Below are 22,545 nucleotides of genomic sequence, written 5' to 3'. Positions count from 1 at the left end.
AACGGGCACCCGGCGCGGTTCCCCGCGTCGCCGGATGCCCGTCCCGTGCGGGCCTTGCTCAGTCCTCGCTGGGTGCCGCCGGCAGCTTCGCCTGGATGAGGTCCATGACCGTGGAGTCGGTCAGGGTGGTCACATCGCCGAGTTCCCGCTTCTCGGCGATGTCCCGCAGCAGCCGGCGCATGATCTTGCCGGAGCGGGTCTTGGGCAGCTCGGTCACCGGGTGGATCTGCTTGGGCTTGGCGATCGGGCCGAGGGTCGCGCCGACGTGGTTGCGCAGTTCGGCGACCAGGTCCTCGGACTCGGCGGCGGTGCCGCGCAGGATGACGAACGCGACGATCGCCTGTCCGGTCGTCTCGTCGGCCGCGCCGACCACGGCCGCCTCGGCGACCGAGGGGTGCGACACGAGCGCCGACTCGACCTCGGTGGTGGAGATGTTGTGCCCGGAGACGAGCATGACGTCGTCCACCCGGCCCAGCAGCCAGATGTCCCCGTCGTCGTCCTTCTTCGCGCCGTCGCCCGCGAAGTACTTGCCCTCGAAGCGTGACCAGTACGTGTCGAGGAAGCGCTGGTCGTCGCCCCAGATCGTGCGGAGCATCGACGGCCAGGGCTCGGTGAGGACCAGATAGCCACCGCCGCCGTTGGGCACCTCGTTCGCCTCGTCGTCGACGACCGTCGCGGAGATGCCGGGCAGCGGGCGCTGGGCGGAGCCCGGCTTGGTCTCGGTGACGCCCGGCAGCGGCGAGATCATCATCGCGCCGGTCTCGGTCTGCCACCAGGTGTCCACGACGGGGGTCAGGTCGGCACCGATGTGCTTGCGGTACCAGACCCAGGCCTCGGGGTTGATGGGTTCCCCGACCGAACCGAGGACGCGGAGCGAGGACAGGTCGAACTTCGCGGGGATGTCGTCGCCCCACTTCATGAACGTACGGATCGCCGTCGGGGCCGTGTACAGGATCGTCACCCCGTACTTCTGCACGATCTCCCAGAAGCGCCCCTGGTGCGGGGTGTCCGGGGTGCCCTCGTACATCACCTGCGTCGCGCCGTTCGCCAGCGGTCCGTAGACGATGTACGAGTGGCCGGTGACCCAGCCGACGTCGGCCGTGCACCAGTACACGTCGGTGGCCGGCTTGAGGTCGAAGACCGCGTGGTGCGTGTACGCCGCCTGCGTGAGGTAGCCGCCGGAGGTGTGCAGGATGCCCTTCGGCTTACCCGTGGTGCCGGACGTGTAGAGGATGAACAGCGGCTGCTCGGCGCCGAAGGCCTCGGGGGCGTGCTCGGCGGACTGGCGGTCGACGATCTCGTCCCACCACACGTCCCGGGTGTCGTCCCAGGCGACCTCCTGGCCCGTACGGCGGACCACGAGCACATGCTCCACGTTGCCCGCCTTGCGGACCGCGTCGTCGACGGCCGGCTTGAGCGCGGACGGCTTGCCGCGCCGGTACCCGCCGTCCGCCGTGATCACGACCTTGGCGTCCGCGTCCTGGATGCGGGTCGCCAGCGCGTCCGCGCTGAAGCCGCCGAAGACCACGGAGTGCGCGGCGCCGATCCGGGCGCAGGCCAGCATCGCGACCGCCGTCTCCGGGATCATCGGCATGTACACCGCGACCCGGTCGCCCTTGCGGACGCCCAGCTCCATCAGCGCGTTGGCCGCCTTGGACACCTCGTCCTTGAGTTCGGCGTAGGTGAGCGCGCGGCTGTCGCCGGGCTCCCCCTCGAAGTGGATCGCGACCCGGTCGCCGTGCCCGGCCTCCACATGGCGGTCGACGCAGTTGTACGCGACGTTGAGCTCGCCGTCCTCGAACCACTTCGCGAACGGCGGGTTCGACCAGTCCAGCGTCTGTGTCGGCTCCTTGGCCCAGGTCAGCCGACGGGCCTGCTCGGCCCAGAAGCCGAGCCTGTCAGCCTTGGCCTGTTCGTACGCCTCCGCCGTGACGTTGGCGTTCGCGGCCAGGTCGGCGGGCGGCGCGAACCTGCGCTCTTCCTTGAGCAGGTTGGCCAGGCTTTCGTTGCTCACGACATCTCCCTTTCGAAGGGTGTCCGTTGTGTCCCGGGCCACAGCTCATCAGAACCGGGGGCCCGGTGACAAGGGCCGACGGAAAATTGGTTTAGACCTGTTCTGGTGTAGGCCGGGTCATCCGTACCCACGGACGGGGGCCGGACGGAGTTCAGCCGGTGTCACGCCTTTCACACGCGATGGCCCACATGGTCGAACAGCTCGCTGCCGTCGTTCCCGGTGAGCAGATACGTCTGTGCCTCGCCCACGTGGAAGTACAGCCCGTGCAACTCCAGCTCCCCGGCCGCCAGGGCCCGCGCCACCGACGTGTGGGCCCGCAGATGGTCCAGCTGTTGGACCACGTTCGTCAGACAGAGCTGCTCGACCGCGTCCGCCGGTGACCGCCCGGCCAGCCGGGCCGAGGGCCGTCCGTCGTCGCCCATCCGCTCCAGACTCGGCAGCCCGTGCCGCAGCCACCGCTTCAACGGCGTCTGCTCCCCGCCGGGTTCGGAGCCGAGCAGCGCCTGCATGGCCCCGCACCCCGAGTGCCCGCACACCGTGATGGACCGGACCTTCAGCACGTCCACCGCGTACTCGATGGCGGCCCCCACCGAGTCGTCCCCGCACTCCTCGTCCGGCGGCGGCACCAGGTTGCCGACGTTGCGCACCACGAACAGGTCGCCCGGACCACTGGAGGTGATCATCGACGTGACCAGCCGCGAATCGGCGCAGGTGAGGAACAGCTGCGTCGGCTGCTGTCCCTCCCGGGCCAGCCGCGCCAACTCCCCGCGCACCAGCGGAGCGGTGTTCCGCTGGAAGGCGCTGATGCCGCGGACCAGGGGGTGACTCCCGTCGGCCCCGGTACCCGCGAGACCGCCCGTGCCGCTCGGCCGGTTCGCCCGGTGGGTCTTGTGCATCCGGTCGGTCTTGCGCGTCTCATCGGTCTTGTCTGGCTCATCGGTCTTGTCTGTTTCGTGGGTCTCCTGTGTTTCGTGCGTCCGGTGCGGTCTGTCGGGGGCCGCCGGGGTGCCGGCCCCGCTCGGCCGGTTCGGGGTTCCGGAAGCGGAACCTGTGGCGCGCGCGGTGCGGGGGAGCTCGCACTGGTGGTTGCGCCAAGGGGTCCACGGCCGGCAGCGGCAGTCGGCACCGGCGGCGGGGTCGACGGCCGTGGACGCCGTGCCGAGTCTGCGGCCGGTCAGTTCGACGGTGCCGCCCTGGCCGGTGTGGGTCTTCTGCCAGTCCTGGAGGGCCTCGTACGCGGCGTGGTCCATGAACGAGCCGTCCAGCTCGACCACCACGCGGGTGCCGTGGGGTACGAGGTGCAGGGCCCGGCTCAGCCGGGGTACCGCCAGGAACGTCAACTGGCCGCGCACATGGACGTGGTGGACTCCTTCCTGCTCGTGGTGGGTGATGCGGGTGTGGGTGAGGCGGTTGAGGGCGACGGCGACGGCGACCGCGATTCCCAGCGTCACGCCCTGGAGGACGCCGAGGAACACCACGCCGAGGGTGGTGACGGCGTACACCAGCACCTCCCGGTGGCGGGTCACCGTACGAATGTGGTGCAGGGACACCATCTGGATGCCGACGGCCATCACCAGGGCGGCGAGCGACGCGAGGGGGATGAGCTCCAGGATCGGGCCCATCAGCAGTGCGGCGATCAGTACGAGAACGCCGTGCAGCATCGTGGAGTTCCGGCTCACGGCACCCGATTGGACATTCGCCGAACTGCGCACGGCCACCCCCGCGACGGGCAGTCCGCCGAGGGCGCCGGAGACGATGTTGGCGGCTCCCTGGCCCAGCAGTTCACGGTCGAGGTCGGAGCGGCCGACCCGCGGGCCGCGTCCCGCGGGTGAGGAGATGAGGTCGGCGCGGGAGGAGATGAGCTTGTCGACGGCGACCGCGCCGAGCAGCGACTGCACGCTGCACACCAGCGTGATGGTGAGGACGGCCGCCGCGACGCCGAGCGCCGGGCCCTCGGGCAGTCCGGCCAGGGCATGGCTGCGCCAGGAGGGGAGGTCGACCTTGGGCAGGACGAGGCCGCCGAGGGACGCCGCGACGGTGGCTCCGGCGACGGCGACGAGGGCGGCGGGCACCTTGCGCAGCATCCGGCCCGCCCGGCCGGGGACGCGGGGCCAGAGCAGCAGCAGGGTCAGGGTCAGGGTGCTCACGGCGACCGCGGCGGGCTGGAGCCCGGCCAGCTGGGCGGGCAGGGCGAGGAGGTTGGCCAGAACGGAGCTCTGCGGGGTGCCGCCCAGGACGATGTGCAGCTGGGCGACGGCGATGGTGACGCCGATGCCGGCGAGCATGCCGTGCACGATGGCGGGGCTGACGGCGAGCGCGGTGCGTGCCACGCGCAGACAGCCGAGGCCCAGTTGGGCGCAGCCGGCGAGCACGGTGACGGCACAGGTCGTCCGCCATCCGTACCGCTCGATGAGGTCGGCCGTGACCACGGTGAGCCCGGCGGCGGGGCCGCTGACCTGGAGCGGGGATCCGCCGACGCAGCCGGCCACGATCCCGCCGACGGCGGCGGCGACGAGGCCGGCCTGCAGGGGTGCTCCGGTGGCCAGGGCGATGCCCAGGGACAGGGGGAGGGCGATCAGGAAGACCGCGATCGAGGCGGACACGTCGGCGCCCGCGAGGCGGAAGCGGCGGTGCGGGCCCGACGGGGGGCTGTGCGGCGGGTGGGCGCGCCGGGCGCGCGTCGAGTCGGACGTACGAGTGGGGACGCAGGCTGACATGTTCCCGTCTCCTCCGGGGCAGCGCGGTCGCGGAACTGGTGGTCCCCGCTTTCTGGCGGGGGCGGTCGCGGCCGTGGGTCACGGCGTACAGCGGCGGGATGAGAGAGCAACGCTCGGTAAAACGATCGTAATGCAGAGTAAAGGTCAGGCATGGATTTATGTGGCAAATAGGGCAATGAATCACCTACTTGGGTGAAGTGAGCATTTCATCGGCTTGTCGTATTAATTCCTTCTCGGTCCCGTGCGACCTTGACCGCGCTGCCGGCTCGCCCCGGCACGCACCGACAGCACGCCCTCGTCGGCGTGGGCCGAGAGAAGGAAGAAGGTGGGCGGAGCATGACCGCCACCCAGAGAATCGCCGCGGCCGTCGTGGTCGCCGCGACGGCCGCCGCATCACTCGCCGGTTGTGCCACGGCGACCGACGCCGCCAAGACGACGACGCAGACCCCGCACCAGGGCGCCCCGGCGCCCAAGCGGGTGCTCCGGCTGATCGGCGACGGCTCCACCGCGTACACCGGACCGCAGCCGCACCTGCCCCGACCGCAACGTCTGAAGCCCGGTCAGAAGCCCCCGCAGTTCGTGGTGTTCTCCTGGGACGGGGCCGGAGAGGACAGCCAGAAGCTGTTCTCGCACTTCCGCAAGGTGGCCAAGGCCAACCACGCGACCATGACGTACTTCCTCAGCGGCGTGTACATGCTGCCGCAGGAGAAGGCCGACCTCTACCGGCCCCCACAGCACTCGCTTGGCCGTTCCGACATCGGCTTCAACGACGAGCAGGGCATCGCCGACACCGTGAAGCAGCTACGGCTGGCGTGGCTGGAGGGCAACGAGATCGGCACCCACTTCAACGGCCACTTCTGCGGCAGGAACGGCGGGGTCGGCGCGTGGTCCCCGGCGGAGTGGCGGGACGAGATCGCCCAGGCCAAGCAGTTCGTGAAGACCTGGAAGACCAACACCGGCATGACCAAGGCCGCCCCGCTGCCCTTTGACTACGACAAGGAGCTGATCGGCGCCCGCACCCCCTGCCTGGAGGGCCAGAAGAACTTCATGCGGGCGGCGAGCCGACTGGGCTTCCGCTATGACACCAGCGGCGTCAACCAGCAGGTCTGGCCCCGCAAGCGGATGGGGCTGTGGGACCTGTCGATGCAGCTCGTGCCCTTCCCGGGACGCACGTTCGAGCAGCTCACCATGGACTACAACTTCATGGTCAACCAGTCCGGAACCAAGACCCAGGGCGACCCCGCCAAGCGCGCCTTCTGGGGCGAGCAGATGCGCGACGGCCTGCTCAGGGGCTTCCACCGCGCCTACAACGGCAACCGCGCTCCGCTGATCATCGGCAACCACTTCGAGTCCTGGAACGGCGGAACGTACATGCGGGCCGTCCAGGAGGTCGTGGAGACCGTGTGCAACCAGGCCGACGTGCGCTGTGTGTCGTTCCGGCAGCTGGCTGACTGGCTGGACGCCCAGGACCCGCAGACCCTGAGCAAGCTGCGCTCACTGGATGTCGGCGAGGCCCCGGAGCAGGGTTGGGCGTCCTTCCTGTCCGACGGGCCGGCCCCGGCCCCCCAGGGCATCCCGGGCGGCCCGGCGGTCCGGCGGTAGCCGCCGCCCGGATGTTCTAGACGGCGGCGGCCACGCCCTCGCCGAGCACGAAGTCGGGGTCGACCTGGGCCGCCAGGTCGGCCCCTGTGCGTTCGTTGCCCCAGGACTGGGCGTTCTTCAGGTGGAAGTGCACCATCTGGCGTGTGTAGCGGTCCCGGTCGCGCCGCTCGTGGGCGGCGTCGACGGTCGTCCGCAGCAGATGCAGGGCCTCGCGGTCGGGCGCGTCCAGGAGGTCGAACCGGGGCGGTCGGCCCTTCTCCATGGCGCGCACCCAGTTCGAGTGCCCGACTGTGACGAGCAGGTCCTCACCGACTTCGGCGCGGAGGAAGTCGAGGTCGTCCTGCCCTTGCACCTTGTTGCCGACGACCTTCAGCTCGACGCCGAAGTCGCGGGCGTACTCCTTGTACTGACGGTAGACGGAGACCCCCTTACGGGTCGGCTCGGCGACGAGGAACGTGACGTCGAAGCGGGTGAACAGGCCGGAGGCGAAGGAGTCCGAGCCCGCCGTCATGTCGACCACGACGTACTCGTCGCGGCCGTCCACGAGGTGGTTCAGGCACAGCTCCACCGCTCCCGTCTTGGAGTGGTAGCAGGCGACCCCCAGGTCGGCGTCCGTGAAGGGGCCGGTGACCATCAAACGGACGGCGCCCCCGTCGAGTTCCACCGGCCTGGCGCAGGCGTCGTAGACCGGATTGTCCTCGCGCACCCGCAGCAGCCGTGAGCCCCGGCCGGGCGGGGTCGTCTTGATCATCGACTCGGCCGAGGCGATGCGCGGGTTGGAACCGCGCAGGTACTCCTTGATCAGCGGCAGGTGATCGCCCAGTGCGGGCAGGGTGGCGGCCTCGCTCTCGTCGAGGCCGAGAGCGGGCCCCAGGTGCTGGTTGATGTCGGCGTCCACGGCGAGCACGGGGGCGCCCAGGGTGGCGAGGTGGCGGATGAACAGGGACGACAGCGTCGTCTTGCCGCTGCCACCCTTCCCGACGAAAGCAATTTTCATGTTCACCAAGAGTAGTGTGATGGTGGCTGTGCGTGGCAGTGGTGCGTGAAGAAGACCACTCCTTCGAGGGGTGCGGCCCAGGGTGCGTAATGTCGTACTCATGAGTACGACAGGCGCGTCCGCCGATCCGCTCGCGGCCCTGGCCTCGTTGCCCGGTGTGGCCGAGTCCGTGGAGTCCGTGCGCAAGGCCGTGGACCGGGTCTACGGACACCGGGTCATGCGGCGCCGCAGCAACGCGGTCACCTCCGAGGCCGCCCTGCGCGGCGCCCGTGGTTCGGCGGCGCTGTCCGGCGCGGACTGGGCCCTGGAGGAGGTGCGGCGGCGCAGTGACTTCGGCGTCGACGACGAGGCGCGGGTGATGGGCGCCGCCCTGCGGCTGACGGCCGAGGCCGGGCAGCTGCTGTCCATCTGGCGGCAGTCGCCGCTGCGGGTGCTCGCACGGCTGCATCTGGTGGCCGCTGCGGGTGGCGGTGACGAGATCGGGCGGCCGCGGCAGGCGGGGGAGCCGGTCGACGAACCGCTCGTCGAGCTGCCGCTGCCCGGAGCCGCTGACGTGGCCGGCCGGCTGGACGGGCTCTCCGGGCTGATCATCGCGGGGAGCTCGGCACCCGCCCTGGTGACGGCCGCCGTGGTGCATGGCGAGCTGCTCGCCCTGCGCCCCTTCACCTCGCACAACGGCCTGGTCGCGCGGGCCGCCGAGCGCATCGTGCTGATCGGCAGCGGTCTCGATCCCAAGTCGGTCTGCCCGGCCGAGGTGGGCCACGCGGAACTGGGCCGGGCCGCCTATCTGGCGGCACTGGACGGTTATGTGTCCGGCACTCCCGAGGGTATGGCGGCCTGGATCACGCACTGCGGCAGGGCGGTCGAGCTGGGTGCCCGGGAGTCGACGGCGGTGTGCGAGGCGTTGCAGCGCGGCGCTGCGTAAGGGCCGGTGCAGAGGCGGGCGCGGAAGCCGGCGCAGAAGCGGAAAGTCCCGGTAACGGGTTGCGGCGGTACGAGAATTCGTACCGCCGCTGGCATGTTCACCGGGTTACCAAGCGTCCTCGATATGGTGCCCATCAGGCCGGGTTCTTTGCCCGTGACCTGGTGCGGCTGGCCCGTAATCGACGGGTCGACGTCGCGTGGGTGCTCGATGTCCATGCATCGGTCCGTGGGGCCAAATGCGTTATTAAGGTGATCCTTTCGGATGTCCTTGGTCTCGCGGGCCGTGAGTCCTTTCTACTCCAGGACCAGGACAAGCGGAACCCCCGCCGCCAGTTCTTTACTTTTGGCGCCAAAGGGGTTCGAAACGGTCTCCGCAGCTCAGGCGGTCGCCGTCCGGCGCCGACTCGCGTACCAGACCAGGCCCGCCGTCGCCGCCGCCGCGCCTATGGCGGCCGCCGCGACGAGGGCCGGGCGCGGCGGTACGGAGAACGAGGGGATCCGCTGCTTGAGCCGTACAGGCCGGTGGAAGTCGAGAATCGGCCACCCGCGCGCGAGGGCCTCTCGCCGCAGGGCCCGGTCCGGGTTCACGGCGTGCGGACGGCCCACCGACTGGAGCATCGGCAGATCGGTCGCCGAGTCGCTGTACGCGAAACAGCGCTCCAGGTCGTACCCCTCCGAAAGGGCCAGCTCCTTGATCGCCTCCGCCTTCGTCGGGCCGTAGGCGTAGTACTCCACCTCGCCGGTGTAGCAGCCGTCCTCGCCGACCACCATCCGGGTCGCCACCACGCGGTCCGCGCCCAGCAGCTCCCCGATCGGCTCGACCACCTCCGCGCCCGACGTGGACACGATCACGACATCGCGGCCGGCCGTGTGGTGCTCCTCGATGAGAGAGGCCGCCTCGTCGTAGATGAGCGGGTCGATCAGATCGTGCAGCGTCTCGGCGACGATCTCCTTCACCTGCTGCACGTTCCAGCCGCGCACCATCCCGGACAGGTACTCCCGGGTCCGCTCCATCTGATCGTGGTCCATACCGCCGACGCGGAAGACGAACTGGGCATATGCGGTCCGCAAGGCGGCCCTGCGGTTGATCAGACCGCCTTGGTAGAAGGACTTGCTGAAGGTGAGCGTGCTCGACTTCGCAATGACCGTCTTGTCCAGGTCAAAGAAGGCCGCTGTGCGGGGCAAGGAGTGGTTTTCCACAACCAAGAGCATAGGGGCAGCCCATTCGGCGTAAGGTGGGCGCGTGGGTTTGCCTGAGAGGGCTCTCGGGTACACCATGGAAGTCACGGATCGTTCGCGACCGTGCTAACCCGGTCCGGCTCCTCCCCCCCCGAGTCGGCCGTGGAGACGACCCCCGCTCTCCCCCCCGGCGGGGGTCGTCGCATGTCCGGATGCATTTTCCCCTTCTTCGCGCGGTACGGCCGCGTCTGTGAGGCGGCTCAGGCCGCCCCTTCGGCATGTCCGTGATCCGTCACGTTGGGTAGCGGTCGGACTGCTCTGCGGAAGTCGCACAGGAGGCGGGTGGTCATCACCGGTATGGGTGACGGCGATATTCACAACCGGCCGCCCGTCCACAGATTTTCACCAAGATCCACAAGATTTCCCGGTGGGCCGCACCGTGATTCCGACGCGTCCGCTCGGGCCGGACTTCATGGCCGGTTCCGTTTGCCGGGTGCGCGCGGCCGGTTTTCTGTCGGCCGTTCTTGCGGAGGCCACTTGTCCGGTTCTTCGCACGCTCGGGAATCGCGGGGCCGCAGGGGCTGCGCGACCCACGACAAAGGGGGACGAAAACATGGCCGGAGCCGTCACTCACGACCCGTCGCCCGCCGCTTCCCACCGGCAGGGCAAACCGCTCATCGTCACCGAGGACGCCGACCTCCTCGACGACCTGCTGCGCCTGTGCGCCGCGGCCGGCGCGACGCCCGAGGTCCACCCCTCGGTGCCGGAGCGCCGCGGCAGCTGGGAGACCGCGCCGCTCGTCCTCGTCGGCGACGACGCCGCCCGCCGGGTGCGCGGGGCCACCCGCAGGCGCGGAGTGGTCCTCGTCGGACGCGACCAGGACGACCCCGGCGTCTGGCAGCGCGCCGTCGAGATCGGAGCCGACCACGTCCTGATGCTGCCCGACGGCGAACAATGGCTGGTCGACCGTATCGCCGACGTCGCCGAGGGCGTCGGACGGCCCGCACTCACCGTCGGCGTCATCGGCGGCCGCGGAGGCGCCGGAGCGTCCACGCTCGCGTGCGCCCTCGCCGTCACCTCCGCGCGCGAAGGCCTGCGCACACTCCTGGTGGACGCCGATCCGCTCGGAGGCGGACTCGACGTACTGCTCGGCGGGGAGACGAGCGAAGGCCTGCGCTGGCCCGCCTTCGCCGCCTCACGCGGGCGGGTCGGCGGCGGCGCCCTGGAGGAGTCCCTGCCCGAACTGCACGCGCTGCGCGTGCTCAGCTGGGACCGCGGCGACTGCGTGGCCGTCCCGCCGCAGGCCGTCCGCGCGGTTCTCGCCGCCGCGCGCCGCCGGGGCGGCACCGTCGTCGTGGACCTGCCGCGCCGCATCGACGACGGGGCCGCCGAGGCACTCGCCCAGATCGACCTCGGACTCCTCGTGGTCCCCGCCGAACTGCGCGCCGTCGCGGCCGCCGGCCGGGTGGCCGCCGCGGCCGGGATGGTCCTGCGCGACCTCAGGGTGGCGGTCCGGGGCCCGTACGCACCCGGCCTCGACGACCGCGAGGTGGCCGCACTGCTCCGGCTGCCGCTGGTCGGCGAGGTGCCGGTGGAGCAGACACTGCTCCGCCCCGACGGAGGCAAGGCACCCCCGGGCGCCGCCGCGCGCGGGCCCCTCGCCCGCTTCTGCAAGCAGTTCTGGGAGCGGGCGCTGATCGAGGCGGGTGGCGCGTGAGTACGCCACGGGTGAGTACGGCACGTGCGGGTGCGCCCCCGGTGAGCACGGCACCGGCACTGGAGGGCGCGCTGCTGGACGGCGTACGGCAGTGGCTCGCCGCGAGCGGGGCCGAGCCGACGCCCGCGCGCGTGGCACAGGCCCTGCGGGAACAGGGCCGGGTGCTCGGGGACGCCGAGGTGCTCGGGGCGGCCGAGCAACTGCGCTCCGAGCTGATCGGCAGCGGGCCGCTGGAGCCGCTGCTCGCCGACCCCTCGGTGACCGACGTCCTGGTGTCCGCCCCGGACCGGGTCTGGGTCGACCGGGGCGGCGGCCTGGAGCTGACCGCCGTCTCCTTCCCGGACGCCGCCGCCGTACGACGTCTCGCGCAGCGGCTGGCCGCCGTGGCCGGACGGCGCCTGGACGACGCCCGGCCCTGGGCCGACGCCCGGCTGCCCGACGGGACCCGGCTGCACGCCGTGCTGCCCCCGGTGGCCGTCGGCTGCGCCTGTCTGTCGCTGCGCGTGGTACGTCCGCGGGCGTTCACGCTCGATGAACTCGTGGCCGCGGGCACCGTACCGCCGGGCGGCGATCGGGTGCTGCGGGCCCTGGTCGCAGCGCGACTGTCCTTCCTGGTCAGCGGTGGCACCGGCAGCGGCAAGACCACCCTGCTGAGCGCACTGCTCGGCCTCGTCGGCCCCGGGGAGCGGATCGTGCTCGCCGAGGACTCCGCGGAGCTGCGGCCGGACCATCCCCACGTGGTCCGCCTGGAGACCAGACCCGCCAACCAGGAGGGCGCCGGGCGCGTCACGCTCGAGGACCTGGTGCGGCAGGCCCTGCGGATGCGGCCGGACCGGCTCGTCGTCGGCGAGGTGCGCGGACCGGAGGTGGTCCATCTGCTGGCCGCGCTCAACACGGGCCACGAAGGCGGCTGCGGGACCGTCCACGCCAACGCCGCGGCGGACGTCCCCGCCCGGCTGGAGGCGCTCGGTACGGCGGCGGGACTGGACCGGGCCGCACTGCACAGCCAGGTGGCTGCCGCGCTCTGCGTGGTCCTGCACCTCGTCCGCGACCCGGCCGGGCGGCGCCGGATCGCCGAGGTGCACGTGCTGGAGCGTGACCCCACGGGGCTGGTGCGGACGGTACCGGCACTGCGCTGGCAGCCGGACGCCTTCGCGTACGAGCGCGGGTGGGGGCGGCTGCGGGAGCTGCTGAGGGGCGAGCAGCCCGGGGTGGAAGGGAACGGGGTGGGCGATGTACGTGACGGATGAGGCGTCGACGGCGGTGGCCGTCGCCTGTGCCGGGGCGGCGGCGTGGCTGCTGGGCGGTCCGCACTCGGGTGGCCGGCGGGCGCAGCTGCTGCTTGCCGGAGGCGGGGTGGTCGGCGGCGGACCACCGGCCTGGCGGGACCCGGCCCTCGGATGGCGCGAGCTGCTCGGGCTCCGTGCGCGATGGCGGCCCGAGTGGTGGGCGTCGGTCGTCGGAGTGGTGCTGGCGCTGCTGGGAGCCTCGCCGCTTCCGGTCGTCGTCGGGGCCGCGGCGGTGCCCCTGCTGCGCCGGGCGAGGCGGGCCGCACAGGCGCGCCGGACCGGGGAACGCACGGCGGACGCCGTGATCGCGCTCTGTGCCGCGCTCGCCGGGGAGGTGCGCGCCGGACGGCAGCCCGGGGAGGCGTTGCAGCGGGCCGCGCGGGACTCCGGTGGGCTGGGCGAGGCGCGGGCGGCGGTGCTGGCGGCTGCGCGGTTCGGCGGGGATGTGCCCCGGGCGCTCGCGGTCGCCGCACGGCAGCCGGGGGCCGGCGGACTGCTGGGGCTGGCGGCGTGCTGGCGGGTGGCCGTGGACCAGGGGGCGGGCCTCGCGGCCGGACTCGACCGTCTGGAGGGGGCGTTGCGCGCCGAGCGCGATCAACGGGCCGACCTGCGAGCGCAGTTGTCGGGACCACGCGCCACCGCCGTGATGCTGGCCTGTCTGCCCGCTCTGGGGCTCGTCCTGGGCGCCGCGCTCGGCGCCGACCCGTTGCGGGTGCTGTTCCACAGCGTGGCAGGGCTGGGCTGCCTGCTCGTCGGGGGGTTGCTGGAGGGCGCGGGGGTGTGGTGGGTGCGGTGGATCGTACGGAACGCGGAGGGAGCGTGAGGGATGTGACGAGGTGGGAGGCGACATGAGCGCGGAAGTTGTCCACAGGCTGGGGGTGGCCGTGGGGATCGTGACGGTCCTCGGGGCGCCGGTGTGGTGGCTGGAGCGGGTACGGCGCGCCCGCAGGGCCCGGGGGAGAGCGGCCGGGCTGCTGGGGCGGGAGAGGGCGCGGGACGTCCCGCGCGTGGGGGTGCGGGACGCGGTGGGGACCTGGCTGCCGTTGGTGGCGGTGGCGGGCGCCGGATGGGTGCTGATCGGCGGTGTCGTGGGGGCCGTGGCCGGGGTGGCCGGTGCCTTCGGGCTGTGGCGGTGGCGCGGTCGGCAGCGGGCGGCCACCGCCGTGGGCGAGGCCGACGCGCGGCTCGCCGCCGGGCAGCTGCCCCTCGCCGCCGATCTGCTGGCCGCCTGCATCGCGGCGGGCGCCGCCCCGGTGATCGCCGCGCAGGCCGTCGGAGAGGCCCTGGGCGGGCCGGTGGGGGAGGCGTTGGCGCGGGGTGCCGCCGAGGTGCGGCTGGGCGGCGAACCCGGCACGGCATGGCGGGGGTTGGCCGGTGCCCCGGGTGCGGAGGCCCTGGCGCGGCTGTTGGAACACGCCGATGTGACGGGCGTCCCGGCGGCCGGTCCCGTGGCCCGGCTCGCCGGGGACGCCCGGGCCGAGTGGACCCGGGCCGCGACGGCCAGGGCCCGACGCGCCGGCGTCCTGGTCGCCGCGCCGGTGGGGCTGTGCTTCCTGCCCGCCTTCATCGCGGTCGGCGTCGTACCGGTCGTGATCGGGCTCGCGGGCGGGGTGATGGGAGGAGGGGGCGGTGGATGACCAGGTGCTGAACCGGCGCCCAGGGCGCCAGGCGGGGACACGACGGATCAAACGGTGGTCGAACAGTCAGAGGCCGACAGGGCCGGACCTTACGGGGGTTGAGATGTGCAAGGCGGTACGGGCGCGGCTGCGTGCCCTGGTGTGCGGGATGCGGGGCGCGCGCAAGGACGGCGGAATGGTGACGTCCGAGTATGCGATGGGGATCGTGGCGGCGGTGGGTTTCGCCGTGCTCCTCTACCAGGTGGTGACGAGTGACGCCGTCAGCACACAGCTCCAGGACCTGGTGAGGCGGGCGCTCAGTGGGGGGATGTGAACGGCGGCGGCTCGGCGGGGACCGTGGGTTCGTGACGGCCGAGTCGGCGGTGGTGCTGCCGGTGCTGGTGGTGTTCGCGATGGCGCTGGTGTGGGGGCTGCTCGTGATGGCGGCCCGGATCCAGTGCGTGGACGCGGCCAGGACCGGCGCCCGGGCGGCGGCCCGGCAGGACCCCACCGGGACGGTCGTCGAACTGGCCCGCGCGGTCGCACCGCGGGGGGCGCGCGTGACGGTCGGCCGGGAGGGCGACCAGGTGCGCGTGGAGGTCGTGGCGAGTCCGCCCCTGCTGAGGGGCTTGCCCTTCGAGGTACGGGAGGAGGCGGTGGCGGCGGCCGAGGAGGCCGTGGGAGGCGGTACGGACGGTGGAGCCGGGCCGGACGGTGGAGGTGGCTGGGGCGGCGGGAGCGGGTCGGAGAGCGGGCGCCAGCCGGACGGTGTCGGGGCGGAGAGCGGGGCGGTGCGGCCGGGCGGCGTGGCCGGGCCGGACAGGGGAGCCGAGTCGGGCGGCGGAGGTGGGCCGGACGGCGGAGGCGGGTCGGAGAGCGGGCGCCAGCCGGACGGTGTCGGGGCGGAGAGCGGGGCCGTGCGGCCGGACGGCGTGGCCGGGCCGGACACGGGAGCCGGGCCGGACGGCGGAGGTGGGCCGTGAAGGCGGCTCGTGGCGTCGGAGCGTGGCTGCGCAGGCGAGGCGACCGGGGGTCGGCCACCGTCTGGAGTCTCGGGGCGATCGCGGTGCTCTGCGTGGTCTTCGGGGCCGTACTGGCCCTGGGGCAGGCCGTCGTGGTCCGGCACCGGGCCGCCGGGGGCGCGGACCTCGCGGCGCTCGCGGCGGCGGACCACTGGCCGGAGGGCGAGGAGGGAGCCTGTGCCCGGGCCGGCCGGGTGGCGCGGGCCCAGGGCGTCCGGCTGGTGCGCTGCGCGGTCGCCGGGGAGATCGCGGACGTGACGGCGGCGGCGGGCCGGGGACCCTTCACGGCCGAGGTCAGGGCGCGTGCGGGCCCTCCGGGGCCGGTATCGCCGCTCCCGGGGCCGGCCCCGGCCCCGCTTCCATCGTCCGAGGTCCGGGCTCCTGCGGGTCGGCTTGAGGGGCGGGTCCAGGAAGGGTGGGTTCCTGGGGCGCGGGCTCTTGAGGGGCGGGGCCCCGAGGCGCGGGCTGCGGCTTCTCCCCGCCCTCAGGGACCGGCCCCGGGGCCGTCTCCTCCGGCGCCCCTCGGAGTAGTTCCGTGAGGAGCCGCACCGCCCCCCTCTTGTGCAGCGGTTCGTTGCCGTTGCCGCACTTGGGGGACTGGATGCAGGACGGGCAGCCGGCGTCGCACTCGCAGGAGGCGATGGCCTCGCGGGTGGCGGCGAGCCAGGCGCGGGCGGTGTGGAAGGCGCGCTCCGCGAAGCCCGCCCCGCCCGGATGGCCGTCGTAGACGAAGACCGTCGGCAGGAGCGTGTCGGGATGCAGCGGGATCGACACGCCGCCGATGTCCCAGCGGTCGCAGGTCGCGAAGAGCGGGAGGAGGCCGATGGAGGCGTGTTCGGCGGCGTGCAGGGCGCCGCCGAGGATCTCGGGATCGATACGGGCGGCGTCGAGCTGGTCCTCGGTGACCGTCCACCACACCGCGCGGGTGCGCAGCGTACGAGGAGGGAGGTCGAGCTTCGACTCGCCCAGGACTTCACCGGTGATGACACGTCGGCGCAGGAAGGAGACGACCTGGTTGGTGACTTCGACGGAGCCGTAGCACAACCGGCCCTGGCCCCAGGGGATTTCGGTGTCGGTCTCCAGGACGGCGATGGCGGTGGTGTCGCGGGCGACGGTCGTGTAGGGCGGGGCGGCCTCCTCGACCAGGGCGACCGCGTCGTCGAGGTCCAGGGAGCGGACGAGGTAGGTGCGGCCCAGGTGGAGGTGGACGGCGCCCTCGTGGACGGTGGTGTGGGCGGCGCCCGCATCGACCGTGCCGAGCAGCCGGCCCGTGCCCTCCTCGACGATCTGCACCGGCCGGCCGCCCTCGCCGCGGATGTCGGTGAGGTCGGCGGCGCGTTCCCGGCGCGTCCAGTGCCAGGCCTTCGTGCGGCGGCGCAGCAGCCTGGCGGCCTCCAGCTGGGGCAGCAGGGCCTCGGTCTCCGGGCCGAACAGCGCCAGGTCCTCCTCCGTCAGCGGGAGTTCAGCGGCGGCGGCGCACAGGTGCGGGGCGAGGACGTAGGGGTTGTCGGGGTCGAGGACCGTCGATTCCACCGGACGCTCGAAGAGGGCCTCCGGGTGGTGGACGAGGAAGGTGTCCAGCGGGTCGTCGCGGGCGACCAGCACCGCCAGCGCGCCCTGGCCGGACCGTCCGGCGCGGCCCGCCTGCTGCCACAGGGAGGCGCGGGTGCCCGGATAGCCGGCGATCAGGACGGCGTCGAGGCCGGAGACGTCGATGCCGAGTTCGAGGGCCGTGGTGGCGGCGAGGCCCAGGAGCTCGCCGGAGTGCAGGGCCTGTTCGAGGGCGCGGCGCTCCTCGGGCAGGTAACCGCCCCGGTACGCCGCGACACGCCGGGCGAGCGAGCGGTCCACCTCGGCGAGCCGTTCCTGGGCGATCACCGAGATCAGCTCGGCGCCGCGCCGGGAGCGGACGAAGGCGACCGTGCGCACGCCCTGGACGGCGAGGTCGGTGAGGAGGTCGGCGGTCTCGGCGGTGGCGGTACGCCGGACGGGTGCGCCCTTCTCGCCCTGGAGCTCGGTGAGCGGCGGCTCCCAGAGGGCGAACACCAGTTCCCCTCGGGGTGAGGCGTCGTCGGCGACCTCCACCACCGGCAGGCCGGTGAGCCGGCCGGCGGCGACCGCGGGCTCGGCGGCCGTCGCGGAGGCCAGCAGGAAGACCGGGCAGGAGCCGTAGCGGGCGCACAGGCGGCGCAGGCGGCGCAGCACCTGGGCGACGTGGGAGCCGAAGACGCCGCGGTAGGTGTGGCACTCGTCGACGACGACGTACTTCAGCGACTTCAGGAAGGAGGACCAGCGGGGGTGGGACGGGAGGATCCCGCGGTGCAGCATGTCGGGGTTGGTGAGGACGTAGTTGGCGTACTGGCGGACCCATTCGCGTTCCTCGAACGGCGTGTCGCCGTCGTACACGGCCGGACGCACCGCGTTGCCGAGCGGGTGTGAGAGTTCTTTCACAGAGCGGCGCTGGTCGGCGGCGAGGGCCTTGGTCGGGGCGAGGTACAGGGCGGTCGCGCCGCGGCCGTTCGGGGCCTCGGAGCCGTCCAGAAGGGTGGACAGCACGGGGACGAGATAGGCCAGGGACTTGCCGGAGGCGGTGCCCGTGGCGACGACCACCGAGTCGCCGTCCAGGGCGTGCTCGGCGGCGAGCGCCTGGTGGGCCCAGGGGTGGTCGATCCCGCAGTTCTGAACCGCCGCGATCACTTCCGGGCGAATCCGGTCAGGCCAGACGGCATGGCGGCCCGCGCGCGGGGGCAAGTGCTCCGTATGAGTGATGCGCGAAGCCCGGCTCGGGCCCGGGGCGAGCCGGTCCAGGAGCGCGCCCGGCGACAGGCGGGGCGCGGGCTGTGCCGAGGATCGATCGGATCGGTGATTCTTGGCCATCGGCACCGAGTGTGTCACTGGCGTGACGGACAATGGAGCCAAGGCGTCGTGCACGCCTGCCGGTAAGTGATTGAATGCCATCGCGGCTGGCGAACCGTCCAGGGGGCTCTGCCGAGGTGTCCCGAGGGGCGACCGCTCGATAGCAAGGTGCTGGAGGATCCGTGGACCTGTCCCTGTCGACCGAGACCGTCGGCGATCGCACGATCGTCAAGGTCGGTGGCGAAATCGACGTATATACCGCGCCCAAGCTGCGCGAACAGTTGGTCGAGCTGGTGAACGACGGGAATTTCCACCTCGTCGTGGACATGGAGGGCGTGGACTTCCTCGACTCCACCGGGCTCGGCGTACTGGTCGGCGGCCTGAAGCGTGTGCGTGCCCACGAGGGCTCGCTGCGCCTGGTGTGCAACCAGGAGCGCATTCTGAAGATCTTCCGCATCACCGGCCTGACCAAGGTGTTCCCGATTCACACCTCGGTCGAGGACGCGGTCCAAGCCACCGACTGACCCGTCCGTCCGGGTCCGGTGACCCGAACGGCCCAGTTGTACACCGGGGGACCGGGCTTTCGGCAGCCCGGCCCCCCGACAGCACGCCCGAGTTCCGAGGGGGACGCATGGCCACCGTTGAACTCCGCTTCAGCGCGCTGCCCGAGCACGTCAGGACCGCCCGTCTGGTGGCGGCAGCGGTGGCGCGCAGGGCCGGAGTGGACGAGGCCGTCCTCGACGAGGTGAGACTCGCCGTCGGCGAGGCCTGCACCCGCGCCGTCGGCCTTCACCAGAGTGGCGGTATCACCGCTCCCGTGAAGGTGGCGCTGATCGAGGAGGAGAAGCAGTTCTCCATCGAGGTCGGCGACGAGGCGCCGCGCGCCGCCCCCGGAGACCGGTTTCCCGGCTCCGGCGCGGACGACGCGGACGCCGAGGAGGACGAGATGGGCCTCGCGGTCATCAGCGGCCTCGTCGACGACGTGGAGGTCACCGCCGGTGAGAACGGCGGTCTGATCCGTATGACCTGGCCGAGGACACCGGCCGCGGCGACGGTCGGCTGACCCGCGCCGGCCGCCCCGGCCGTATCCGTACCCGAAGGGCCCCACTCCGGTGGGGCCCTTTGGCATGCGCCCACCCGGGTACTCGTGCTTACAGTTGTCCCAGCCGTTCCGGGAAGCGAATCTTGAGTCCAAGAATCACTCCTCGGATTTCGTGAAGCAATTCACGATCAATGGCCCAGTTCAATGATCGGAGAATGCCCCGAAGGCATTACTGGACGTGTAGGCGAATTCTGTTTACCGCGCACTGTTTTGATCAGGTTCCGGTACCTACAATCCGTCCACAATCTTGAGCTCAGCCCAAGCGTCAAGGAGGACGAATGGCGGGGCTTTCTACCCCTCATCGGTTGGACCATCCGACAACCTTCGCGGCCGCAGTGCTGACCGACGGCAACCGTCTCCTCGTGGTGGTCATCGGGCTCGTCGCCCTGGCCGCCCTCGTGGTCGCGGGTGTCCTGCTGCGCCAAGTGCTCGCGGCGGGCGAGGGAACCGACAGCATGAAGAAGATCGCGGCAGCGGTCCAGGAAGGCGCCAACGCGTATCTGGCCCGGCAGCTGCGCACCCTCGGCGTATTCGCCGTCGTGGTGTTCTTCCTGTTGATGTTGCTGCCCGCGGACGACTGGAATCAGCGGGCCGGCAGATCATTGTTCTTCTTGATCGGCGCCGCGTTCTCGGCGGCCACCGGTTATATCGGCATGTGGCTCGCGGTGCGCAGCAATGTGCGCGTCGCGGCGGCGGCCCGTGAGGCCACCCCGGGGCCCGGCGAACCGGAAAAGGATCTCACCGCCGTCTCCCACAAGGCCATGAAGATCGCTTTTCGCACGGGTGGCGTAGTCGGCATGTTCACGGTGGGGCTCGGGCTGTTCGGCGCCTCCTGCGTGGTGCTGGTCTACGCGGCCGACGCGCCCAAGGTGCTGGAGGGATTCGGCCTCGGCGCGGCGCTCATCGCGATGTTCATGAGGGTCGGCGGCGGCATCTTCACCAAGGCCGCCGACGTCGGCGCCGACCTGGTCGGCAAGGTCGAACAGGGCATCCCGGAGGACGACCCGCGCAATGCCGCGACCATCGCCGACAACGTGGGCGACAACGTCGGCGACTGCGCGGGCATGGCCGCCGACCTCTTCGAGTCGTACGCCGTGACCCTGGTCGCCGCGTTGATCCTCGGCAAGGCGGCCTTCGGCGACTTCGGGTTGGTGTTCCCGCTGCTCGTGCCCGCGATCGGCGTGCTCACGGCGATGGTCGGCATCTTCGCCGTCGCGCCGCGCCGCACCGACCGCAGCGGCATGTCCGCGATCAACCGGGGTTTCTTCGTCTCCGCGGTGATCTCGCTCGTGCTGGTGGCCGTCGCCGTCTACGTCTACCTGCCCGGCACGTACGCCGACCTCGACGGGGTCACCGACCCGGCGATCATCGGCAAGGACGGCGACCCGCGCGTCCTCGCGCTCGTCGCGGTGGCGATCGGCATCCTCCTGGCCGCCGTCATCCAGCAGCTGACCGGCTACTTCACCGAGACCACCCGCCGCCCGGTCCGGGACATCGGCAAGACGTCCCTGACGGGCCCCGCCACGGTCGTCCTGGCCGGCATCTCCGTGGGCCTCGAATCAGCCGTCTACACCGCCCTGCTCATCGGGCTCGGTGTGTACGGGGCGTTCCTGCTCGGCGGTACGTCGATCATGCTGGCGCTGTTCGCGGTCGCGCTGGCCGGCACCGGCCTGCTCACCACGGTCGGTGTGATCGTCGCCATGGACACCTTCGGGCCCGTCTCCGACAACGCCCAGGGCATCGCCGAGATGTCCGGCGACGTCGAGGGCGCGGGCGCCCAGGTGCTCACCAACCTCGACGCGGTCGGCAACACCACCAAGGCCATCACCAAGGGCATCGCCATCGCCACCGCGGTCCTCGCGGCGTCGGCGCTCTTCGGGTCGTACCGTGACGCGATCACGACCGGCGCGAACGACGTCGGGGAGAAACTCTCCGGGCCCGGCGCCCCGATGAGCCTGATGATGGACATCTCGCAGCCCAACAACCTGGTCGGCCTCATCGCGGGCGCGGCGGTCGTCTTCCTCTTCTCGGGGCTGGCGATCAACGCGGTCTCGCGGTCGGCGGGATCGGTGGTGTTCGAGGTGCGGCGGCAGTTCCGCGAGCACCCCGGGATCATGAACCACACCGAGACACCGGAGTACGGCAAGGTCGTCGACATCTGCACCCGTGACGCCCTGCGCGAGCTGGCCACGCCCGGACTGCTCGCCGTCCTGGCGCCGATCTTCATCGGGTTCACGCTCGGCGTGGGCGCGCTCGGCGCCTACCTCGCGGGCGCGATCGGCGCGGGCACGCTGATGGCGGTCTTCCTCGCCAACTCCGGCGGCGCGTGGGACAACGCCAAGAAACTCGTCGAGGACGGCCACCACGGCGGCAAGGGCAGCGAGGCCCACGCGGCGACGGTGATCGGCGACACCGTCGGCGATCCCTTCAAGGACACCGCGGGGCCCGCGATCAACCCGCTGCTCAAGGTCATGAACCTGGTCGCGCTGCTGATCGCACCGGCCGTGATCAAGTTCAGCTACGGCGACGACAAGAACATCGGCGTACGGATCGTGATCGCGATCCTCGCGCTCGCGGTGATCGTCGGCGCGGTGTACGTCTCCAAGCGGCGCGGTATCGCCATGGGGGACGAGGGCAACGCCGACAGGTCCTCCAAGTCGGCCGATCCCGCGGTGGTTTCGTAGACCGGCCGTCGGGGCCCTGCTCAAGAAGCGGGCGGGCGGCGCGTGTTGACGCGTCGCCCGCCCGCTGTGCTGTGCGTGTGGGGCGGCCGTGAGCCTTCTCTCTCCTGGTGCAAATGGCTTCAAACCGTCACGGAGTGGATATTCGGCCTGGGGTTGTCCACCGGTGGGCGTGTATGTTCCGGGGCCGAGGGCCATGGAAGGGACCAAACCGGTGAACAAGAAGCTCGCGGCCGCACTGTCCGGCGGTGCGGTACTGGTACTGGCGCTGTCCGGATGCAGCAGCGACGAAGGCAACAAGGAGCTCGACGCCTGGGCCAAGAGCGTCTGCGACGCGCTGCCGGCGCAGGATGCCAAGGTCGACGCCGCGAACGCCGCGATCAAGCAGGCGGCCACGGACAACAACGCCCCGGCGAACGTCCAGAAGACCGACTCGCAGGCCTTCCAGGACATGTCCGACGCGTACGCGGCGCTCGCCCAGGCCGTCCAGAAGGCCGGCACGCCGCCCGGGATCGAAGAGGGCGCGAAGAAGCAGACGGACGCCGTCGCGGCGCTCAACACGCTCTCCACCTCCTACGCCGACCTGAAGAAGTCGGTCGACGCGCTGGACGTCAAGGACCAGGCGAAGTTCGCCGACGGCCTCGCGAACATCGCCACCCAGCTCGGCACCCTCAGCCAGACGGGCAACACCGCGCTGAAGAACCTGGAACAGGGCGACGTCAAGGACGCCATGGCCAAGCAGGACAGCTGCAAGAAGGTCGCGGCGTCGGCGTCGGCCCGGGCGACGACGAGCTGAGGCCCGCGCGGGGACGGCTCATGTGAGGACGGC

General features: G+C 72.0%; 16 protein-coding genes and 2 pseudogenes. 13 read left to right on the top strand and 5 right to left on the bottom strand.

Translation table 11 applies throughout. From position 1 onward, the window contains the following. Positions 1 to 58: 58 nt before the first annotated feature. Positions 59 to 2,014 (bottom strand): acetate--CoA ligase, encoded by a 1,956-nt coding sequence (gene acs / locus AQJ58_RS32125; RefSeq protein WP_067256521.1) that lies wholly within the window; start codon positions 2,012 to 2,014, stop codon positions 59 to 61. Positions 2,015 to 2,184: 170 nt separating this feature from the next. Continuing rightward, on the bottom strand, positions 2,185 to 4,731 hold the full coding sequence (locus AQJ58_RS32120) for a bifunctional SulP family inorganic anion transporter/carbonic anhydrase (RefSeq protein ID WP_067256519.1): 2,547 nt from the start codon (positions 4,729 to 4,731) through the stop codon (positions 2,185 to 2,187). Between the two features lie 336 nt (positions 4,732 to 5,067). Here AQJ58_RS32120 and AQJ58_RS32115 point away from each other — a divergent pair, with 336 nt between their 5' ends. Beyond that, complete coding sequence (locus AQJ58_RS32115; RefSeq protein WP_067256517.1) at positions 5,068 to 6,333, top strand: polysaccharide deacetylase family protein; 1,266 nt, start codon at positions 5,068 to 5,070, stop codon at positions 6,331 to 6,333. Positions 6,334 to 6,349: 16 nt separating this feature from the next. Here the strand turns inward: AQJ58_RS32115 and AQJ58_RS32110 are convergent, their stop codons facing one another. Then, positions 6,350 to 7,330, bottom strand: coding sequence for an ATP-binding protein (locus AQJ58_RS32110; protein WP_067256515.1), 981 nt, complete (start codon positions 7,328 to 7,330; stop codon positions 6,350 to 6,352). Between the two features lie 100 nt (positions 7,331 to 7,430). On the opposite strand from AQJ58_RS32110, the gene AQJ58_RS32105 reads away from it, so the two are divergent. After that, a complete protein-coding gene (locus tag AQJ58_RS32105; protein ID WP_067256514.1) occupies positions 7,431 to 8,255 on the top strand; it encodes a Fic family protein in 825 nt (274 codons plus the stop codon). 377 nt (positions 8,256 to 8,632) lie between these two features. On the opposite strand, the gene AQJ58_RS32100 is transcribed toward AQJ58_RS32105, so the two are convergent. Further along, positions 8,633 to 9,466, bottom strand: a complete 834-nt coding sequence (locus AQJ58_RS32100; protein ID WP_067256512.1) for an HAD family hydrolase — start codon at positions 9,464 to 9,466, stop codon at positions 8,633 to 8,635. Between the two features lie 580 nt (positions 9,467 to 10,046). Between AQJ58_RS32100 and ssd the strand changes: the two genes are divergently transcribed. The 7 genes and pseudogenes from ssd to AQJ58_RS41780 form a co-directional block, all read left to right on the top strand. Continuing rightward, positions 10,047 to 11,150 (top strand): septum site-determining protein Ssd, encoded by a 1,104-nt coding sequence (gene ssd, locus AQJ58_RS32095; RefSeq protein WP_067256511.1) that lies wholly within the window; start codon positions 10,047 to 10,049, stop codon positions 11,148 to 11,150. A gap of 11 nt (positions 11,151 to 11,161) precedes the next feature. Then, a complete protein-coding gene (locus AQJ58_RS32090; RefSeq protein WP_067256509.1) occupies positions 11,162 to 12,400 on the top strand; it encodes a TadA family conjugal transfer-associated ATPase in 1,239 nt (412 codons plus the stop codon). Continuing rightward, positions 12,384 to 13,262, top strand: coding sequence for a type II secretion system F family protein (locus AQJ58_RS32085; protein WP_067256508.1), 879 nt, complete (start codon positions 12,384 to 12,386; stop codon positions 13,260 to 13,262). The genes AQJ58_RS32090 and AQJ58_RS32085 overlap by 17 nt, the downstream gene beginning before the upstream one ends. Positions 13,263 to 13,287: 25 nt before the next feature. Next, the gene (locus tag AQJ58_RS32080) at positions 13,288 to 14,076 is read left to right on the top strand and encodes a type II secretion system F family protein (RefSeq protein WP_067256506.1); all 789 of its coding nucleotides are present in this window, start codon (positions 13,288 to 13,290) and stop codon (positions 14,074 to 14,076) included. A gap of 103 nt (positions 14,077 to 14,179) precedes the next feature. Beyond that, positions 14,180 to 14,389 carry a DUF4244 domain-containing protein gene (locus tag AQJ58_RS32075; RefSeq protein WP_067256744.1) on the top strand — a complete coding sequence of 70 codons (210 nt, stop codon included), beginning with the start codon at positions 14,180 to 14,182 and terminating at the stop codon, positions 14,387 to 14,389. Next, a pseudogene (locus AQJ58_RS32070) lies at positions 14,376 to 14,744 on the top strand (TadE family type IV pilus minor pilin); the annotation flags it as partial. The gene AQJ58_RS32075 and the pseudogene AQJ58_RS32070, both read left to right, overlap by 14 nt. Before the next feature lie 290 nt (positions 14,745 to 15,034). Further along, positions 15,035 to 15,427 (top strand): annotated as a pseudogene (locus AQJ58_RS41780) (Rv3654c family TadE-like protein); the annotation flags it as partial. Here the strand turns inward: AQJ58_RS41780 and AQJ58_RS32065 are convergent. Then, positions 15,372 to 18,035, bottom strand: coding sequence for a DEAD/DEAH box helicase (locus tag AQJ58_RS32065; RefSeq protein WP_234360362.1), 2,664 nt, complete (start codon positions 18,033 to 18,035; stop codon positions 15,372 to 15,374). The pseudogene AQJ58_RS41780 and the gene AQJ58_RS32065 sit on opposite strands and share 56 nt — an antisense overlap. 80 nt (positions 18,036 to 18,115) lie before the next feature. On the opposite strand from AQJ58_RS32065, the gene bldG reads away from it, so the two are divergent. The 4 genes from bldG (at position 18,116) to AQJ58_RS32045 (ending at position 22,512) form a co-directional block, all read left to right on the top strand. Continuing rightward, positions 18,116 to 18,457 carry an anti-sigma factor antagonist BldG gene (gene bldG / locus AQJ58_RS32060; protein WP_055636390.1) on the top strand — a complete coding sequence of 114 codons (342 nt, stop codon included), beginning with the start codon at positions 18,116 to 18,118 and terminating at the stop codon, positions 18,455 to 18,457. Between the two features lie 107 nt (positions 18,458 to 18,564). Further along, entirely contained in the window at positions 18,565 to 18,996 is a 432-nt protein-coding gene (locus AQJ58_RS32055; RefSeq protein WP_067256503.1) for an ATP-binding protein, read from the top strand. 317 nt (positions 18,997 to 19,313) lie between these two features. Further along, entirely contained in the window at positions 19,314 to 21,719 is a 2,406-nt protein-coding gene (locus tag AQJ58_RS32050) for a sodium-translocating pyrophosphatase (RefSeq protein WP_067256501.1), read from the top strand. Positions 21,720 to 21,912: 193 nt separating this feature from the next. Then, positions 21,913 to 22,512 (top strand): small secreted protein, encoded by a 600-nt coding sequence (locus tag AQJ58_RS32045; protein ID WP_067256499.1) that lies wholly within the window; start codon positions 21,913 to 21,915, stop codon positions 22,510 to 22,512. The last annotated feature ends 33 nt before the right edge of the window (positions 22,513 to 22,545 follow it).

Source organism: Streptomyces sp. DSM 15324 (genome assembly GCF_001514285.1).
Lineage (GTDB): Bacteria > Actinomycetota > Actinomycetes > Streptomycetales > Streptomycetaceae > Streptomyces.
Note: the sequence above shows the minus strand (reverse complement) of the source record. Positions and strands in the feature narration are given on the sequence as shown.

Coding starts and splice junctions, on each gene's coding strand:
- AQJ58_RS32110 (WP_067256515.1), bottom strand. CDS start 7,330: ATGAAAATTGCTTTCGTCGGGAAGGGTGGCAGCGGCAAGACGACGCTG.
- AQJ58_RS32080 (WP_067256506.1), top strand. CDS start 13,288: ATGAGCGCGGAAGTTGTCCACAGGCTGGGGGTGGCCGTGGGGATCGTG.
- AQJ58_RS32105 (WP_067256514.1), top strand. CDS start 7,431: ATGAGTACGACAGGCGCGTCCGCCGATCCGCTCGCGGCCCTGGCCTCG.
- AQJ58_RS32115 (WP_067256517.1), top strand. CDS start 5,068: ATGACCGCCACCCAGAGAATCGCCGCGGCCGTCGTGGTCGCCGCGACG.
- AQJ58_RS32075 (WP_067256744.1), top strand. CDS start 14,180: ATGTGCAAGGCGGTACGGGCGCGGCTGCGTGCCCTGGTGTGCGGGATG.
- AQJ58_RS32065 (WP_234360362.1), bottom strand. CDS start 18,035: ATGGCATTCAATCACTTACCGGCAGGCGTGCACGACGCCTTGGCTCCA.
- AQJ58_RS32120 (WP_067256519.1), bottom strand. CDS start 4,731: ATGTCAGCCTGCGTCCCCACTCGTACGTCCGACTCGACGCGCGCCCGG.
- AQJ58_RS32055 (WP_067256503.1), top strand. CDS start 18,565: ATGGCCACCGTTGAACTCCGCTTCAGCGCGCTGCCCGAGCACGTCAGG.
- AQJ58_RS32085 (WP_067256508.1), top strand. CDS start 12,384: ATGTACGTGACGGATGAGGCGTCGACGGCGGTGGCCGTCGCCTGTGCC.
- ssd (WP_067256511.1), top strand. CDS start 10,047: ATGGCCGGAGCCGTCACTCACGACCCGTCGCCCGCCGCTTCCCACCGG.
- AQJ58_RS32045 (WP_067256499.1), top strand. CDS start 21,913: ATGGAAGGGACCAAACCGGTGAACAAGAAGCTCGCGGCCGCACTGTCC.
- AQJ58_RS32100 (WP_067256512.1), bottom strand. CDS start 9,466: ATGCTCTTGGTTGTGGAAAACCACTCCTTGCCCCGCACAGCGGCCTTC.
- AQJ58_RS32050 (WP_067256501.1), top strand. CDS start 19,314: ATGGCGGGGCTTTCTACCCCTCATCGGTTGGACCATCCGACAACCTTC.